This is a genomic window from Methanosarcina sp. UBA289 (genome assembly GCA_002496565.1).
Taxonomy (GTDB): Archaea; Halobacteriota; Methanosarcinia; order Methanosarcinales; family Methanosarcinaceae; genus Methanosarcina.
On sequence record DAKJ01000018.1, the window covers coordinates 437452 to 455605 of the forward strand.

An 18154-nucleotide genomic window follows, 5' to 3' on the forward strand; every position below is an offset into this window, starting at 1 on the left:
TGGATAGGATTACTCATTTTTTGAAATTGAAAAAGTTGGAAAAGGCGAAGTATTAAAGCTTCGGAACATTTTCAGGACTCAATACGTCCAGGATCCAATACTCTATTTATCGATTGACGATTTAAATCAGTTAAGCGAGCCAAATGGCTATTATTTTGTCAATGGCTACGTGTGTGTACTTTCCATTCTGCTTGAGAGTGAGCACATTGTCTGCGCAGGATTCCACCTTTCCGTTAAAAACATCAGGACCCCCACAGTAAACATCTACGACTTCGCCTAGAAGGTGTTCTACTATAAAAGGCTGCATTTCTTTACACCTCAATATTTTCTCACGTATTAAACTCTAACTCTATAATTTGAATGACCCTTATTCTGGAAAATAAAGAACTAATCCAGCTTTTCAGAGTGTTTTCCAGCTTTAATCAGTATAGAAAACGACTCGGAGGATCTTTTCTTAATCTAGTTATCCTTTATATAAAATAGTAAAGGAATATGAAATTTTGAACTTATTGACCCCAAAGTGCTATTATTTTGTCAATGGCTATATGGGTAAGTTTCCCTTCATTATTGAGCGTCAGAACATTATCGGCGCAGGCTTCTACATTTCCCCTGAAAACATCAGGTCCACCACAGTAAACATCTACATTCTTGTTAAGATAGTGCTCCACTATAAACGATTGCATCATAGATTTATTTCCCCTGCTTAATTTTTGCAACTTGATTATTTATCTGTTAGTTCGCTTGATGACAGAAATTGGCAGTCTGTACATCCACAAATGTCCGTTAATTGTAAATACCCTTTCATTTCATATAAATATATTTAGAAACTAAAATTGCTTTTCAGTGTACATCGCCATTAATTACGGGAGGAAAATTAGCTTACTTACCTGAGAGCCTGTGTAGTTTTTAGGTCTCGTTTTCCCGAAAATAAAAAAAGATTATATGGCTCCTTTTCTCCTGGTTTACTTGCTTAAGGAATCCGGGAAAGCTAAGTTTATCTGGAAAAAGCTTGTGAACCCAAATTTTAATAAAAAAGGGTTTAATTAGAGTCATTTTGGAAAATTTTAAGAGAAATGTCTCTGAGATTTAAGCAAATAAATCCTTTATTTCGTAATTAAACGGATCAACTATTTCTTTTAGAACTCTCGGCTTCACGGTCTTCATAGAGGAAAATATCCTCAATACAGGCGCCAAAAAACCTGGAAAGTTTGAATGCAAGCTCAAGAGATGGATCATATTTGCCTTTTTCAATCGCATGTATAGTTTGCCTTGTCACTCCCAGTTTTTCAGCCAGGCTTTCCTGGGTAAGGTCATGCATTGCCCTGTAAACTTTAATATTGTTCTTCATCTCAGCCACCAAATTCCCTGTTATAGTATATGTAAAACAGGGAGTAAAGCAGAATAACCCAGCAACTAGCATATGTCATGAAGAGACCAAGGTAAGTGTACCCGGGATAGAGATCTTTCATGGATATTAGGACTACACCCCCAATTGCAAGACCCAGTGTAACTATTCGGAGAGTAACATTCGAAGCCTTCTGACTGATCTGGTAAATACGTTCGTCTTCCACAATGCCTTCCTGTCTATTTTTAAAGATATATATGGCAATTCCCCCTGCTAAGAAGACACCTATAGCAAGTACTGGACTTCCTATCGAAAAGGCAAAACTTAAAACCGTCCCCATTAAAATTACAATCAGGAACAAAATTATACGAAGTCGTTTCTGTTTCATCTAATAACTCCCTAAATACATGTTTCAATTTCAGTCAAATTTCTATATTAGTAGCATTCTTATGTATAGTTTTAAAAACAAATTGAATATTTTTGTATACAATAAGTAACGTAAACTTTACATATTGTACATAGATAGATACATTATATAAAGTTGTCGAAAACTGGTTAAAAGCAAAAGAATACAGACTGATAGAAGAAAGAATAAGAGAAGCAAGATATCAAGACAGAGTAGGTAGAAAGTAAAAAGTAATTAGAAATCCTTTTTTTGAGAATTCTAATGTGTTAGAAGAAGAAACTGCATAAATAATTTATATGGGTCTTGTGTACTAGAACTATGGAAGATAATTTTTTAAGATACATTGAAATTGTATTTTGGATTTGTCTCATCATACTTTTTCTGATTTCCTGCTGTAATGTTCAATAGGAAACAGTTTAAAATATTACTTTTCAGCGATACAGATGATAAAAAGGGTCAATTTTATAACTGCCAGAGTATGATTCTCGTAATTGACCCTATAAAGGAATCTTAAAATTTCTGACCGCAGTCGCAGTTTGAGAAATTCTCCTTATCCTCTATTACTATTATTCTCTATTGCTATTCTTGATCACGATGGGAATGGATCGAGGGAGGCTCGTCAAAAGTTCCTTTTTCCCTGGAGAAGTTATTTCACCTGCAAGTCTCAAAAAAGTTTACGCAGAAGTAACAAAAGTGACTTCAAACGTTTTAGAGTCTCATATCTTCTTAAAAGATATGAGTTCTCTTTTTGTTATTTTCATATACTTCTGGATATTTAATCATTATTCTGTGGCGAGCATGCTACATATAACAACTATAGCTCTTTTATTTCTCTGAGAGCAGCGTTTCATAAAACGGATGACTAATACCAAACACTTTATCCAAAGAAATTACAAAGCCTATACCTTTTCCCGGTTCATCAAGGTTTATAGTCTTGATAATACTGTTCCGAATATTGTTTTCAATACTAGATTCAGCTATCGTAAGGACAATCTCTTTTTCGGGTTCAATCATTAAGCCAAGAATACTTTTATTCTCATGAATTCCTGTTCCACGCCCAAACAAGATTGTTCCACCATGAGCCCCGGCTTTTTTTGAAGCCTTGATAACCTCATCACCCCAGCCTTTTTTTACGATTGTTACTATTAATACAAAGTCTTTCTCATTGGACATTCTTTTGACCTCCGTTAAATCTTATATAAACCCCGAGTAGCATAACGAAAATAATGGGCGCTAATGCTATCATCGCGATCAGGCCAAAGCCGTCTGCAACAGGATCTGCCCCTTCATATGCTGTGGCTACACCTACTGCCATAGACATAAGAAAAGATACAGCCATCGGACCTGTTACAGCTCCTCCTGCATCGAATGCAATACCCACAAAATCTTTGTCACAGAGCCATAACAGTATAAGGACAAATAAATAACCTGGGACTATTATATACAGGAAAGGAATCCTATAGATGATCTTGGCCATTGAGATGGCAGCCAGAATAGCAACTGCGAAGGAAAGGGTATAGAGCATAAGATTTGATCTTATATAACCATTGGAAGACTCCTCAACCTGGTAACATAATACTCTTACAGAAGGTTCTGCTAAAGTAGCAAGTAAACCAAGGACAAAACCTACGGGAATCAAAAAGCCTTTTTTAGATTCGCCAAAAAATTCGCCGATCTGGGTTCCCGCAGGGAGAAAGCCATTGTTAACACCATGAAGAAATAAGATCATGCCAAATGCAGTGAAAGCTAATCCAGTATAAAGCCTTATTAATTGTGATAATGGCAACTTTAGAAATAATATCTGGAATAGCGTGAAGAAAACTATTAAAGGAGCAATTGACTGAATAACTTCAAAAGACACAAGCAAGATTCCTGTACTCTCTAAACTCATGAAGATAGAACCCCCAGCAACATGAGACTCAATATGGGACCTATACTTGCTAGGCCAATAAGTCCAAAACCATCAAGTTCAGATCTATCTTGCAATACAGAAGCCATCCCTACTCCAAGGCCCATAATCACAGGCACAATCATAGCCCCTGTAGTCACACTTCCGGAATCAAAGGCAATTGCCAGGTAATCAGTAGGTACGAAGAAGGACAGCAAGAGTATAATTGAATAACTTGCTGCAAATAGATATTTGATCGGAGTCCCAAATACTATCCTCAGGATGGAAATAGCCATAAGAAGCCCTACTCCGAAGGCTATTGAGATTATCAATAAATTATTATTTATGCTACCCTGCAAAGCTGAATCGATCATGTTAATTAAAACATTTACATTAGGTTCTGCTATGGCCACAAAAAATGAGAGTAAAAACGCAACTACTGCAATAAAAGCCAGTGAGTTGTGCTTAGGTAAGTCAGCTCCGATTGCCTCCCCAATAGGGAGCATACTCATCTTAACTCCAGTTAGAAAAAAAGTCATTCCGATTACAGTTAGAACTGTAGCCATCAAGAAAGAGATAAGATCATCCAGACCTATACCAACGAACACAAGCAGCAGTAACACTACTGCTAAGGTTAAAGGAAAGATAGCCTGGATAACTTCCCGAAAAGTTTCATTAACATCACGCATCATAAAAGTTCCACCAAATGTATGCGACCTACTTGAAAAGATAGTAAGATAAGAATTTAAAGTAGATTATATAAATAAACAAGATCGAAAATTCCATTTGCCAACAGTGGATAATTAAGTATTCCACTGAACCCCGACAGAATTTTAGACTTAAGTATAGATAAAATAACATAGTTAATATATAAAATTTTTCGCTCACACTTGACTACTTTTGTTAATTTGGATAAAGTGTTAAAGATAACTATTACCCGACGCCTTCAAAAAGTTTTTTAACTTCATCGAGATTTTCTGGTGGGCTGATCACAAGCAGAATATCATCCGCAAGAATTTCAGTTTCAGCTTCCGGCCCGGGAATAATTTTATGACTGCGTGAGATTGCAAGTGCAGATACTCCATAATTTTTACGAAGATTGAGTTCTCCAAGGGTCATTCCTGCTGCTTTGGAAAGCTTCCCGACTCTGATACTCCGGATTTCCACATTTGCAAAATCAAAAGCCACATCGCAAAATTTCTTTCTGGGAATACCAGGACTTCGGATCATCTTATAATGGTCGGCACGTAGTGTTGAACCCAAAGAATTGATCTCGCTGCTGGGAACTAGGTATCTGTGAAGCACCCTTGTGAAAAGCTCTATTGAGCTTTCAAACTCATCAGAAATGACCTCATCTGCTCCAAAAGCATAAAACTTATCCAGCTCACTAAGGAAATGCGTTCTGGCAATGATGTGGATTTCCGGGTTTAATCTCCGAGCAGCTTCAATAATTCTTTTGGCGCTGGAAGGATCGCCTGCGGTCACGACAACGGATTTCGCAGTATAGATGCCTGCATGTTCCAGCACGGCGTTCTGAGCAGCATCCCCGTAAAAAATATGTTCTTCCTTCTGTTTCTCTATACGTACGACATCAGGATTCATGTCAATTACAATGTAGGGAATTGAAGTTGCTTTTGCGGCATTCACGACATTTCTACCGTTTATCCCGAATCCTACTATAATTACATGGTTTTCAGGTTTCTCTTCAGATCCGTTTTCTTTGGATTTACTGTACCAGCCCTGTCTCAAGATTTGAGGAATAGGTAGCGACTCAGCAAAATCTGTGGTTCGGTACCCTACATTCATAAGAAGAGGGGTAAGTACCATAGAAAGTACTGCCATATCCAAAAATTCTTGATACATAGTAGAGGAAACCAGTCCACTTGTAAAGCCTACCTTTGCAAGAATAAAGGAAAACTCCCCAACCTGTGAAAGAGAAAATCCAACCAGGATCATTGTATGCAAAGGAAAGCCTATGAGAAAAGTGCTCAAACTATTTGCCAGAACCTTCAGGAGCAGTACAGCCAGGGTAGCAACCAAGATCAGTAGAAGATGTTCTTTTAATATATCGAGATCAAGCAGCATCCCAATCGAGATAAAAAAAATACTCATGAACATATCCCTGAATGGGATTAGATTCCCAAGAGCCTGAACCGAATATTCAGATTCCGAGATGATCAGGCCAGCAAGAAAAGCCCCCAGCGCCAGAGATAGACCAACCATAGAAGTCAGCCAGGCTACAGAAAGTCCAATTGCTACAACACTCAGGAGAAAAAGCTCATTATTCCGTGTCTTTGCTACCTGATACATAATGAAAGGAACGACATATCTGGCGCTTAGAATAGTAAATAAGATTAGACCGAGACCCTGAAGAATAAGCTCTAAAAATGACTTATCAGTTCCTGGGATGCCTGCAAGAACCGGAATCAAGAGGATAATTATCACTGAGGCGATATCCTGGAAAATCAATATTCCTAAAGAAGTTCGCCCATGAAGACTATAGATTTCTCCTTTTTCCTGTAATAGTTTGAGGACAATTGCAGTGCTGCTTAATGCCACTAAAAGCCCAAGAAAAATAGAAGATTCTTTGGAATTGCCAAGCCAGAGGAATATGAGAGCAACGATAACTGCAGTTATGGAAAGCTGCAATCCACCTCCAAAGATTACGATTCTGCGAAGTTGTAAAAGGTCGCGCAGTGAAAACTCCATACCTATGGTAAAAAGCAGGAGTACGACTCCGATTTCGGCTAAAAGCTCAATATTTTCTATATCTTGAATTAGCCCAAGACCAAAAGGTCCGGCAAGAATGCCAGCAAGTAGAAAGCCGATCAACGGAGCTATTTTTAATTTTGAGAAAGTAAAAACTACAGGAATAGAAAGCCCAAAAATAATAAGTAGGTCAGATAAAAGAGTAGTCGCCATCAATATAAATTAATTTTTAAATAATATAAATGTTTTTATATAATGAACTGTCGAAAAGTCAGGAGACTGACTATGAATTCGGAACCCTGACTTAATAATATAGAAAGAAGCTTGTTGGAATGAAATTTTGTATAAAATGTAGATACGGAATGTTACAAAGAGATGTAAGAAATAAAAAATAATCTCTATGGATAAAGCTTTGAAAAAAAGAAACGACGAGAGGGGGACTCGAACCCCCGGGATGCAGAGCATCACGGGATTAGCAATCCCGCGCCATACCGGGCTTGGCTATCTCGTCACAAAGGACTTTAAGAAGCGCGTCCCCTTAAACGCATTTTATGTATTTAATCTTTTCCAGACGAAATATTTCACAGAGACTATTTTTACAAGAGGTAATAGTGTGCTATAAAACTGAATCGCCTGATGTATTAAGCGATGAGCACGCCTCAGGTTGCTGAATCTTGAAGATTCCAGTAGACTGGAGCCTCTTCTCCACCCCGCAGCCCCGCAAGCGATAGTTGCCCACAGTTAGTCTGCTCCCTTCCGGGCCTCGACCGGTTTCCGCAGTTAGGGTATGAAGACCTGCTCTCCAGCAAACCCGCATACCTGCACCATCCCAGCAGGACGGGGCTTCTCCGTTGAGATTCCAGGCTGGAGTCCCTTCGACGCATCTTCCTTTGGCTTCGTCCCCCGCATATCGGCGAGTTTCGGGTTATAGGTAACGCCGGGCTACCCGGACTAGCTCATCAGCTATACAAAGTCACTTGTAATATATAAAGATATGCCAGTCATACCCCTCCCGATATCTATTTTTATTAATGGAATTGAAATGCTCTATAGGTCTTAAAAGAAAAAAGCAAAGAAAATAGAACTATTTTAAAACAGCTTAAACAGCGTATTAAGATAAGTTCAGAGGGTCTTAAAATATGTAGGGAGGAATAAATCACCCTATTTATTTATACGTTATTTTTCAAAATAATGTGTAAATAAATCTCGAATGGCTAGTAGAGCAAAATAATATACCTAGTAAAATAGGGAGAATCAGGGGAGTTTCTATGAGATGTGGAGTTGCAATTGACCTTGGAACAAGCGGGTATCGAGCTCAGAAAATCGATCTTGATACGGAAGAGATCAGAAGAACAGTAATAACTTTGAGGAACCCTCTTCCCGGAGCGAATGTGATGGATCACATGGACTTCGCAATTCACTATGGGCAGGATCTCGCACACGGACTTTCTATAAATGCAGTAAAGAATCTTTTCCAGACTCTTGATGTGAAAAGTGAAGAACTTGAAAGGCTTTCAATCTGTGGAAATCCAATTCAACTATCCATCTTCCAGGGAATAAGCATTGAGGACTTGGCTTATGCAGGAGAACGGAAGAAAAAGAAGTATAATATACAGGAACAGGACCGAAGCGCAAGAATCGTACATAGTAGCGAAATTCCCGGGCTTGATGAATATGATTGTGAAGTCGTAGTTCCTCCCGCAATAAAGCACGAAGTTGGGGCCGACGCCTTGGCTCTGATAGTAAAATCCGGAATGCTTGATAGCGACGAAATCTCAATTGCCACGGACTATGGGACAAATGCAGAGATGGCTCTTAAAGTAAAGGATATCATTTATACCGGGTCTGCAGCTGCTGGCCCTGCCCTCGAAGGACAACAGATAAAGCACGGAAACCTTGCGTCTCCTTACACCATATCAGATTTTGAATTTGAGGATAAGGCTCTGAGGAATTACGTTCTAAGTGAAGAGATGAAACCAATTCCCGGAGATCTCATAGATCCTGCAACCGGAGATGTCCTTGATAAAGGTCAGATCAAAGCTAAGGGAATCACAGGTACCGGGGTCATAGCTCTAATAGAAGAAGGAATTGGACACGGCCTTATAGAGCTTCCAAAGATAAAAACTCCTGATGGGCGAATTCATCTGCAAAATCGGATGGATTTCTCTGAAAAAGACTTGAAAGAAGCCGGGAAAGCTATAGGTGCTATTCGTGCAGGGCATATTACGCTCTGTTCAACCGCAGGTATCGAAATGACAGACATAGATACAGCTTATATGGCAGGTGCTGCCGGCACTTATATGGATGCGATAAAAGCCCAGAAAATCGGTTTGATTCCGTACGCAGCAGAAAAGATCTGCCAGATTGGAAACACTTCACTTGCAGTAGCCCGTGAAATTCTGCTTTCGGAAAAGAGATTATGGGAACTGCAGGATATTGCAAGTCAAATAATAGGCACACATATAATGTTTGCTACTGCTCCGGAATTCCGTGACGTATATGTTCTCGAACTGGCATACTGGGAGGAAGGTATGCCCTTTAAAATGTTCAAGAAATATCTCAAAAAGAAGGGCCTTCCTGGACTTGGAGACCCTATACAGAATCCCATTATCGAGAAACGTGTGGAGAGAGATATTCCAGTTCTCGGAGAAGAAGGGCTTTACGTTCTTGAAAGAGTCGGAACTTACATGACTATGGTTGTCGATTGCCCCGAATGTAAAAAGTGTATTAAAGTCTGCCCAACTGGTGCCATATCAATTGACGAAGAAAACAGGGTTATGATAAGCACGGATCTCTGTGAAGGTGCTCATTGCCAGAAGTGTATCCGAGCCTGTCCACCGGAAAAATTTAATTGGGAAAATCTTAAGGTTTTCGACCGGGAACTGCAGGAATAAAAAGTGTACCCAAACAAGAAGTGTGCTCAGGATCTCTGGTCAGGCGACTCCAAAATCTCCAACGAAATCCCGAAAAATAACTGTTAATAAACGGTTTAGATAAGATTTAAAGAGAAATTAAGGTGAATAAAAGGAAATTACGCTGGCCAGAGAAAATAACTCCTTGTAATATGAAAAAATAGAAGATAAGAAAAAAGTTAGAAGGAGTAAGTTAGAGGGAATAAGCCTCACGAAGTTTTGCGACAAGTACTTCAACCTGCTCCACTGCAGTCCCTATATATCTGTCAGGATTTACGAGATTTTCGATATCTATAGCAGTTAGATATCTTGCGATTTCAGGAGTTTCCAGAAGTACAGTCTTGAAATGCTGTCCCGTATCGTGAGCTTTCATTGCTGCAGTCCGCACAAGTTCATGGGCTTCCTGCCTGCCTACTCCTCTTTTTGCAAGCTCAATCATTATAGCCTCTCCCATATTGAGGCCTCTGAGCAATTCCAAATTTCTCCGGATATTTTCAGGGTAGAACTTCAGGTTTTCAATTACATTTATCCCGAGCTTGAGGATGTGATCCGTAAGCACGCAGGCTTCAGGGAAAATTACCCGCTCTGAGGAAGAGTTAGTCAGATCTCTTTCATCCCACAGGGTATTATTAAGAAGTTCGGGCTCGACCATAGCCCTTACAATCCTTGCAAGCCCGCATATCTGCTCGGATTTGATAGGATTGCGCTTGTGAGGCATAGTAGATGAGCCTACCTGCTTTTTTCCGAAACTTTCCTCAATCTCGGCAATTTCACTGCGCTGGAGAGTCCTAACTTCGATACCGATCTTATCGAGAGTCGTGACCGTATTTGCCATCCACATTACAAATTCTGCGTGCCTATCCCGCTGAATGATCTGATTAGAAACATCCACAGCCCCGATTCCAAGATGCTGCATTGTAAGCTTCTGGATAAGAATTCCGGATTTTCCAAACGCAGCCTGGGTCCCAACTGCACCTGTCATCTGCCCTACAGTCGCTCTGGGAGTGAGTTGATAGAGACGATCCAGATGCCTTGAAATCTCCGAAGCCCAAATAGCAAAACGCAGGCCGTATGTTGTAGGAACTCCAATCTGTCCGTGTGTCCTTCCGCAGCAGACCGTCAGCTTGTGAGCGTCGGCCTTGTCAAGCAGAACCTCTAGCAGATTTTTGAGTTTATCTTCCAGAATATCGATTGCATCCTTAATCTGGAGAGCTGTTGCCGTATCCAGGATATCATTTGAAGTGGCTCCGAAATGTACCCATTTTCCAGCGTCATCTCTGCACTGCTCAGAAATTGCAGTGACCACAGCCATCATATCATGATGGATCTCGGCTTCAATTTCATCAACTCTTTCAGCTTTTACAGAAGAGATACTCTCAGATATAATTTCAGCCGCATCTGCGGGAATCAAACCCATATCCGCTTCAGCGCGGGCAAGAGCTGCCTCGGTCTGAAGGAGCTTGGCAAGTCTGTTTTCCTGGCTCCACACACGTTTCATTTCTGCTGTACCATACCGGTAGTCTATAGGATGAATCGCCACATAAATCACCATTCATAAGATAAGGAATTAAATAAACCTCAGAAGATTAAACTAATAATTAGATATATTTAGAACCTGACGGTTTTAGTTTTAAGTAATGACTTTAGCTTTAAATGGTTATCAGCGTTATGTAATTTCAATATTAACTTTGCCACAGTGAAATGTTAACTTAATTACAGTTTCAGTCCTGGATTAAGTATACAGAGCAGAGAATAAATAACATAAGCAATAAATAAGCTTTGAGTTGCGGGATAAGAAAAACAACGATTATTCTAAAAATAAAAGAAAAGACAGACTTTTTTGATGAAAAACATTATATCCCTTAACATCCATTAAGCGGGCTATATACCATACCATATCAATATTGAAAAATAGTAGCAGGTGACAAAAATGGCTCGTTTTCCAGAAGCAGAAGAAAGATTACTAAATAAAAAAATTTGCATGCGATGCAATGCCAGAAATGCAATAAGAGCAACCCGCTGCAGAAAATGCGGTTACAGTGCTCTTCGGGTGAAATCCAAGGAATCTAAGGGAGCATGATCTTTTTTGCAGGTGGAAGCACACCTTCAGAAAATCATTGATAAGGAAGGAAAAGTTCATCTTACCCTTATTGATCCCGCTTCCCAAACGCCTGAACGAGCCGCTGAAATTGCCCTTGCAGCAGTTAAGGGAGGCACAGATGCAATCATGATAGGGGGCTCAACCGGAGCGTCGGGAACCCTACTTGATGAAACTGTCGTGAAGATAAAAGAAAAGGTAGATGTCCCAACCATTCTTTTCCCTGGAAGTTCAGCCGGGCTTAGCAAGTATGCAGATGCCGTATTTTTCATGAGTCTGCTGAACTCGAGAGATATAGGGTATGTGATTACAAATCAGGTGCTAGGAGCACCGCTTGTATACCAGAGCCAGATAGAACCAATCTCCATGGCATACCTAATAGTAGAACCTGGAGGAACGGTTGGCTGGGTAGGGGACGCAAAACTGATTCCCAGGAAGAAACCTGAAATTGCCGCAGTATATGCCCTTGCAGGCAAATACCTGGGCATGCATTATACCTACCTTGAAGCCGGATCTGGAGCTGACAAGCCTGTCAATCCTGAGATGATAGGAGCTGTCAAGCAAGTACTCGGGGAAAATAAACTCATCGTCGGCGGTGGGATTAGAGATGCAGAGACTGCAAAACTCTGTGCACTGGCAGGTGCAGATATGATAGTTACCGGCACCGTTGTTGAAGAAGTAAGGGACGTTACTGCAAAAGTGGCTGAGCTTGTGTCAGCCATAAAAAGATGAACCCTGAAAAGAAAGATTCAGGATGTGCTGCCTGCTTTTAAGTATAAAAGGACTTATTAAAGATATATTAAATTCTGCCTTTCTTTTTATATTTATTTTTTAGAGTACTTTTTCCGGAGCGTAGGCTTTTTTAAGCTCAAAAAGGAATAAAATTTGTTTATTTGCTTAATAAACTCATAAAAACCAAAGCCGATGAAAATCAATCGATGAAAAAATCTTTTAGACCAGAAAAACTCCTTTTTTAGCTCAAATCAATATGTAGTAAGTTTCAGAAATCTTGAGTATTAGTGTTTAATTTTTGATACTGTTTAGGTTAAATTACAGCAGCCGATTGTAATAAATACTTATAAGGTAATATCTGACTCCTGTTTTAGTACAAATTCTATTATACAAAAGCATCCGAAAATTGCAGTGAAAGAATACAAAATAACCATATGCAATTGGCAGAATTGCAGAATAGATTTCGGGTCAGGCATTAACTTACGATTAACACTAAAAGGTATGATTATGCTCAGAGTTTCCAACCTGGTTAAAGATTATGAGGTACGTTCCGAAAAGATAAGAGTGCTGGACCATATCGACCTCACGGTAGAGGATGGAGAAATTCTCGGGATTACAGGTCGAAGCGGAAGCGGAAAATCGACATTGTTGCATATTATCCGAGGAGTTGAGCCCTTTCAGGAAGGAACTGTGGAAATAGATGGAGAAATTATAACGCCTGCTTCAGGGATTGAAGGGGAGAAGTTTCTGAAAAGTGTAAGCGCAATACATCTCCAACGAAACTTCGGGCTCTGGAACGGGCCTGCGATTGAAAATATTATAAGAAAGCTAAACTACCTTCGAGTAGGGTATGAAGCTCTTCCACAAAACGAACACCTTCCACACAATGTAGATAATGACTACGACGAACTGTTTAAAGAAGCAATGGAGTATCTGAAACTCGTGGGTCTGGAAGATAAGGCACTTCACTCCACCAATCTCCTGAGCGGAGGAGAAAAACAGAGAGTTGTAATGGCAAGGCAGCTTGCCGCAAAGCCAAAACTTCTTCTCCTCGATGAACCTGTTACAATGACCGGGCCGGACACAAAACAAGAAGTTCTTGATGTAATAAAGAGTCTTAAAAAGAAATTGAATATCCCGATTATAGTAGTTTCTCACCTTCCGGAAATTCACGCATATCTTGCCGACAGGCTGATATTCCTTGAAAATGGGAAAATTGCAGCCGACGGAGAACCTTCCTTCGTGCTTAAAAATTTCCTCAGGGATATGAAACCAAGGGAAGAGCTTGTGGAACCCGAGAAGAAAGAAGTCTGCATCAAAGTTAAGGAAATTTCAAAACGCTATTCACTCATCAGGATGGGAGAAGTACTTAACATAAAAGATTTTTCCCTCGATGTTTACAAGGGAGAAATTCTGGCTTTTATCGGATCCTCGGGAGCTGGAAAAACTACCCTTATGAAGCTCATGGAGGGGCTTGTAAGGTCAAAGAGCGGAACCGTCGAGTATCTTTGCAACGGGGATTGGGTAGGTGTCACCGAGTATAGCAAAAAGCGCATGGAGCTCCGTAGAATCATGAGTATCATGAACCAGGAATTCTCGATGTCTGTGAACTCTACTGTAAGGGAACAGATTCGGTTCAGACTAAGCATGAAAAAGCTAGGGGCAATAGAATACGCAAGGTGTAAAGCCAGGGAAATGGGGCTTTCGGATGAGACCCTTGACACTATATACCGCCTTCCTGACATGCCAGAAGAAGAAAAAGATACTGCATTGCGGGAACTCAATTTGAGTGAAACCATCTATTCCGAACTCTTTCCGACAATCCCGATAACTGATGTCGATACTTATGCAAGGCCAGTGTTTGAAGCACTTGACCTGCCAATGGAAATTCTTGACAAAACTCCTTACCAGATCAGCGGAGGTGAGCATGTACGGGCTTTTATTGCCTTAAGCCTTGCAACGTCTCCAGAATATCTAATGCTTGACGAACCCTTCGGAGACCTTGATCCTGTAACTCTCAGGGATGTCACAAACTCTTTAAAAAGAATCAATGAACGCTTTGGTACAACCATTGTGCTTGTGAGCCACCATATGGATTTTGTTAGGGAAGTTGCCCATAGGGCTGTATTGATTGATAATGGAGCCCTTGCATTGGATGGAAAGCCGGCAGAAGTATGCCAGGAGTTAATCAACAGGAGTAATGCCCCCTACATGGAACACAGCCTGGAAGACCTTGTGGAAGGCGGTTCTGAAGCTAATTAAGAAACAGCAAAAAGGACAGGTTTGGGGACAAGGTTCTCATCAAACCCTAACATTGTCAGGGGTTTTCGGTCAAGCCTTTTTTGAAAAGGCTTGTGCCACAACCTTTGAGCCGGTTGATCACGCAGATAGGGCTTGGAAATAAGATTTTCATCAAACCCTAACGTTGTAAGAGGATTTTTGATCAAACTTTTTTCTAAAAAGTTTGCAGGCAAGCAGTTTTTTTGAAGAGGCTTGTTTTTAATCTATTTTAATTATCCATACGGTTACAATTTTCTTTATGTTTTGCAGTTTTATTTAGTCAACCTTATTTTCCTCGAGCAGTCGGTCCCATTCTTCATTCCCAAATTTTATGTACAGGCTTGCAGGCACAATTGGCTTTTTGAGATCTTGGGTTAATTTTTCTGACAGCCTCTGGTTTTCGACAAGTTCTCTTCCTGCGCATCTGAGCAATTTCTGATACTTCCCCAGGAGAGGTTTTAGCATGAAATTGCTTTTACCCCTGAAGATTTCCCCTTCCCCTCTATAAATCTCAGCAACAAGTTCAGTGTGAAGAGCTCTCGCAAGCCTCTTGAAAAAAAGGCTTTCAACCTGAAAATTTGTCTGGCCCGGCAACCCGGCGTTTGATATCACGGCGATTTTAGGAAGCTTTTCGTAACGCTTTGCATGCCTGTACTCCCCCATTTCATCTTCTTCAAAATGAGGCAAAAGCACAGGAGCAAGTCTATCTATAAAGTTTTTCATAACAGCCGGGGTATTATCGAAATATACAGGACATGCAAATACTGCAATATCTGAAGCCACAAATCTGGGAAGCAAATCATCCATATCGTCCCGGATTGTGCAGCTCCCAGGGGTCTTGAGCCAGCATTCAAATTTTCCCTTGCAATACCCAATCTTTTTTTCGATCAGGAAAATATTTTCGGTTTCTGCCCCGGCTTCTTCTGCTCCCTTCAGGAATTCCTCAACCATAATAAGAGTATTTCCTTCTCTGCCCTTATGGCTCCCGCTGAATACTGTTATTTTCATGTAGTAATCCCCCTTTCTCATTGAATAAAGAATCTGCGAGCTGAAAAGAATGTTCCCAACAGCATTTTCGACAAAAGGCCAATTTTACAGTTATGTGTTTTTACTTATTTCCTTCCAACCATATATACAATGAGATTTAAGTTTTTCCGCAAATTGTTTTCAGCTTTCTTTTCATTACTGACCTTAGCAAATATTTCCCTGCATACTAGGCCCTGCCCAGATGCTCACACCTATTCCCTAGTAATTATTATCGTATATGGAAAAACTAATTGAATTATTATAGGCATTTTCTATATACATAAGTAGCATTTCTACTTGTATCAATATATAAATTATGATCTAATATCCAGAAAATAAATGCTCTGTATAGTTTGAATACAATAATTATGGTATGAGAAAAAAGCCAGAGATGAGACCATTTGGAGTAGGAGTGAAATACGAAATACATTTGCATAGTGTAAAATTAAAATTTATTTCTTAAGATCCCCAAAACCCCGTATTAATTTCTAAATATATTAAATATATAATAGATATACATTAAAAGGAAAGTATAAACCAGGATATTTCTTATATATACTAGTAATACACATATAAAAAATGAAGCATATGTATAGTACCATAAGTTAAAAGAAGATTGTTTTGCCTGAGTTATTAAAATGATTCAAAAAAGTATTAAGTCACATAAATTGTTGAACATTAAATTTGCCTCTTTAGACTCAGTCTCATGCCCCATTCAAGACCAGTTGCATAATATTGAAACACAGTTAGAATATGGAGGGGAAGGATTTTGAGGAAAAATATTGTTAAAGATCCTGGGCTTTTTTCAAATGCTCCACAGAGTCACCAGATCTCTGCCGTGTATGAGGACGCCAAAGAATTGACAGAACTACTTGTTACCTATTTTAAGGAAGGAATCGAGGAGGGAGAATATTGCTTATTGATTTCCCCTGATAAACTGGCCGCTGAAGGGGCAAAAAATGAACTTAAGAAGGCAGGAGTGGATGTAGAATATTATCTCACCTCCTCTCAATTAGAAATTCTGTCGCCTAATCCTTTTCCGGAAAATCTTACTCTTCTTGAGTCAGCAGTAAAAGAACTCGCAGAAAAAGGATATAAAAAAGCCCTTTCTGGAGAATTTTCAGGCTTTAGAACGAATTTTGAAATTAAAAAGACTGGAAATCATCTTAAGCCCTGTCTTGAGACGTGTCGAAAAGCCATTGGAAAGGCAGTCTTTGAAAATGGTAAAAGTGTCACATTTCTCTGTACCCTTCCTCTGGGAGAACTTTCAGGTAGATCCCTACTTGAACTAATAGAAGAAAATAACGTTTTTGCCAAAAGAAATGGAAAATGGAAACGTTTGAGAGCTCTGGAAGGAAAAATAGAGCTAGAAAATGATTTTTTCAACGCGGAAAAGGATATAGAAGCTTCAAACTGGACCAAAAACGGACTAATAATTAACATGAGCCATGAACTTCGGACTCCCCTTAACTCGGTTATAGGCTTCTCAGATTTACTATTGGAAGGGGCTTTTGGGTCCCTGAATACGAGGCAATCAAAATATGTAAGTAATATTCTCATAAGCGGGAAAAATCTTCTTGAAATTATCAATAATCTACTTGATGTCTCAAGGCTCGAAGCTGGTGAAAGGAGTCTTAACTATGAGGATATAGATATTGCCAGCCTTATAGGAGAGGTAAGAATGAGTCTTCTCTCATTTGCTTCAAATAAGAAAATTAGTGTAGAAGTAAAAGTTGATACCTCCCTTGAGAAAGTCCAGGCTGACAGGACAAAACTGAGACAGATTTTATACAATTTAATAAATAACGCTATAAAATTTACTCCTGAAAAGAAAAAGGTTACTGTAAGCGCCTTTAAAAAAGAAGAGATGATCGAGATTAAAGTTTCAGATAGCGGAATCGGGTTGTCAAAAGAGGATTATGAAAAAATGTTTATGCCTTTTATTAAGGCAGATTTTTCCATAAGCAGGGAATATAGTGGAATTGGAATTGGACTCTATATTGCTAAAAACTTTATAGATCTCCACGGAGGAAAAATTTGGGTGGAATCGAAGGGAGAAAAAGGCAGCACGTTTATCTTTACCCTTCCGATGAAACGAAAGATACAATCTTAAAGGAAATTGGCCAAAGCCAGGACTAATAATATCATTTTACACATTTTATTCTATAGAGTCGAAAGGTCAAGAGCAGCCTGAAACTGCCCCACCTGTTTAAAGAAACCTGTCTGGACCTTGCTGCCTTTAAACCTTTTGGAAATAAGTCTTCAGAGAACTTTTATCTCCGGCTATGTTTATTTTCTGCTCTGCTTCTTCTTTTTGTAAATTAGCATACCTGCACCGGCGACGACAACAAGTAGTAAGCCTGGAACAACCATGCTCGAATTACCTCCCTGAGTTTCCTCAATGGACTGAATATACATGTTGCTTACGAGATTTTCGTGCTTATTTATCCCATTGCTGTAACTTGCTGAAAGTGTCAGATTTATAGGATCGGAGGTATCCCTTATGGAATTCCACGAATTTTCTTCCACAGCATTGAATTCGATGGTAAAAAGCTCGTCTGGATCCATTGGCCCTATGAAATATTCTGCAGGGTAAAATGTGATGCCTTCAGCTTCAGGTTTTATGCTTACCGAGTTAAAATCATTAGGGTGGGTATTGGCTACATCAAATTCAATCGTAGATTTTCCATCCACCATTCTAAGTTCTTTGGAAGGGATTACCATTATGTTTGAAGAATCGACCTTGAGAGGAATGTTC

The 18154-nt window shown here is 39.6% G+C and carries 16 protein-coding genes, 1 tRNA gene, 1 other RNA gene and 1 pseudogene; 5 read left to right on the forward strand and 14 right to left on the reverse strand.

Features of this window, described 5'->3' with window-relative positions:
- Positions 1-130 precede the first annotated feature (130 nt).
- The 10 genes from BP549_RS09830 to ffs all read right to left on the reverse strand — a co-directional run bounded on the left by BP549_RS09830 (position 131) and on the right by ffs (position 7310).
- Positions 131-307: an MM0924 family protein gene (locus tag BP549_RS09830; protein ID WP_292372191.1), complete on the reverse strand. Its 177-nt coding sequence runs from the start codon at positions 305-307 to the stop codon at positions 131-133.
- Positions 308-506: 199 nt separating this feature from the next.
- Positions 507-686: an MM0924 family protein gene (locus BP549_RS09835; RefSeq protein WP_292372193.1), complete on the reverse strand. Its 180-nt coding sequence runs from the start codon at positions 684-686 to the stop codon at positions 507-509.
- A 437-nt stretch (positions 687-1123) separates the two neighbouring features.
- A complete protein-coding gene (locus tag BP549_RS09840; protein ID WP_292372195.1) occupies positions 1124-1348 on the reverse strand; it encodes a helix-turn-helix transcriptional regulator in 225 nt (74 codons plus the stop codon).
- Between the two features lies 1 nt (position 1349).
- Positions 1350-1733, reverse strand: a complete 384-nt coding sequence (locus BP549_RS09845; RefSeq protein ID WP_292372197.1) for a DUF2178 domain-containing protein — start codon at positions 1731-1733, stop codon at positions 1350-1352.
- 843 nt (positions 1734-2576) lie between these two features.
- Complete coding sequence (locus tag BP549_RS09850; RefSeq protein WP_292372199.1) at positions 2577-2924, reverse strand: P-II family nitrogen regulator; 348 nt, start codon at positions 2922-2924, stop codon at positions 2577-2579.
- The gene (locus BP549_RS09855) at positions 2914-3642 is read right to left on the reverse strand and encodes a DUF1538 domain-containing protein (protein WP_292380243.1); all 729 of its coding nucleotides are present in this window, start codon (positions 3640-3642) and stop codon (positions 2914-2916) included. Before BP549_RS09855 ends, BP549_RS09850 begins: the two co-directional genes overlap by 11 nt.
- Positions 3639-4331 carry a DUF1538 domain-containing protein gene (locus BP549_RS09860; protein WP_292380246.1) on the reverse strand — a complete coding sequence of 231 codons (693 nt, stop codon included), beginning with the start codon at positions 4329-4331 and terminating at the stop codon, positions 3639-3641. Before BP549_RS09860 ends, BP549_RS09855 begins: the two co-directional genes overlap by 4 nt.
- A gap of 241 nt (positions 4332-4572) precedes the next feature.
- The gene (locus BP549_RS09865) at positions 4573-6561 is read right to left on the reverse strand and encodes a monovalent cation:proton antiporter family protein (protein WP_292380248.1); all 1989 of its coding nucleotides are present in this window, start codon (positions 6559-6561) and stop codon (positions 4573-4575) included.
- Positions 6562-6774: 213 nt separating this feature from the next.
- A tRNA-Ser gene (locus tag BP549_RS09870) sits at positions 6775-6859 on the reverse strand.
- A 135-nt stretch (positions 6860-6994) separates the two neighbouring features.
- Positions 6995-7310: signal recognition particle sRNA (ffs, locus tag BP549_RS09875), an RNA gene on the reverse strand.
- A gap of 306 nt (positions 7311-7616) precedes the next feature.
- Here ffs and BP549_RS09880 point away from each other — a divergent pair.
- Entirely contained in the window at positions 7617-9242 is a 1626-nt protein-coding gene (locus BP549_RS09880; RefSeq protein WP_292380250.1) for a methylamine methyltransferase corrinoid protein reductive activase, read from the forward strand.
- A 211-nt stretch (positions 9243-9453) separates the two neighbouring features.
- On the opposite strand, the gene purB is transcribed toward BP549_RS09880, so the two are convergent.
- Positions 9454-10800 (reverse strand): adenylosuccinate lyase, encoded by a 1347-nt coding sequence (purB, locus tag BP549_RS09885; protein WP_292380252.1) that lies wholly within the window; start codon positions 10798-10800, stop codon positions 9454-9456.
- A 390-nt stretch (positions 10801-11190) separates the two neighbouring features.
- Between purB and BP549_RS09890 the strand changes: the two genes are divergently transcribed.
- From BP549_RS09890 to BP549_RS09900, 3 genes are all read left to right on the forward strand, one after another.
- Complete coding sequence (locus BP549_RS09890; RefSeq protein ID WP_048109418.1) at positions 11191-11340, forward strand: 50S ribosomal protein L40e; 150 nt, start codon at positions 11191-11193, stop codon at positions 11338-11340.
- A gap of 6 nt (positions 11341-11346) precedes the next feature.
- On the forward strand, positions 11347-12090 hold the full coding sequence (locus BP549_RS09895) for a geranylgeranylglyceryl/heptaprenylglyceryl phosphate synthase (protein ID WP_292380255.1): 744 nt from the start codon (positions 11347-11349) through the stop codon (positions 12088-12090).
- Positions 12091-12597: 507 nt separating this feature from the next.
- The gene (locus BP549_RS09900; protein WP_292380258.1) at positions 12598-14352 is read left to right on the forward strand and encodes an ABC transporter ATP-binding protein; all 1755 of its coding nucleotides are present in this window, start codon (positions 12598-12600) and stop codon (positions 14350-14352) included.
- Here the strand turns inward: BP549_RS09900 and BP549_RS09905 are convergent.
- Both BP549_RS09905 and BP549_RS09910 read right to left on the reverse strand, forming a co-directional pair.
- A complete protein-coding gene (locus tag BP549_RS09905) occupies positions 14349-14537 on the reverse strand; it encodes a hypothetical protein (RefSeq protein WP_292380261.1) in 189 nt (62 codons plus the stop codon). The two genes, BP549_RS09900 and BP549_RS09905, sit on opposite strands and share 4 nt — an antisense overlap.
- Before the next feature lie 109 nt (positions 14538-14646).
- On the reverse strand, positions 14647-15378 hold the full coding sequence (locus tag BP549_RS09910) for a flavodoxin family protein (RefSeq protein WP_292380264.1): 732 nt from the start codon (positions 15376-15378) through the stop codon (positions 14647-14649).
- Between the two features lie 787 nt (positions 15379-16165).
- Here BP549_RS09910 and BP549_RS09915 point away from each other — a divergent pair.
- Positions 16166-17509, forward strand: a complete 1344-nt coding sequence (locus BP549_RS09915; RefSeq protein ID WP_292380265.1) for an ATP-binding protein — start codon at positions 16166-16168, stop codon at positions 17507-17509.
- Between the two features lie 176 nt (positions 17510-17685).
- Here the strand turns inward: BP549_RS09915 and BP549_RS09920 are convergent.
- A pseudogene (locus tag BP549_RS09920) lies at positions 17686-18154 on the reverse strand (hypothetical protein); the annotation flags it as partial.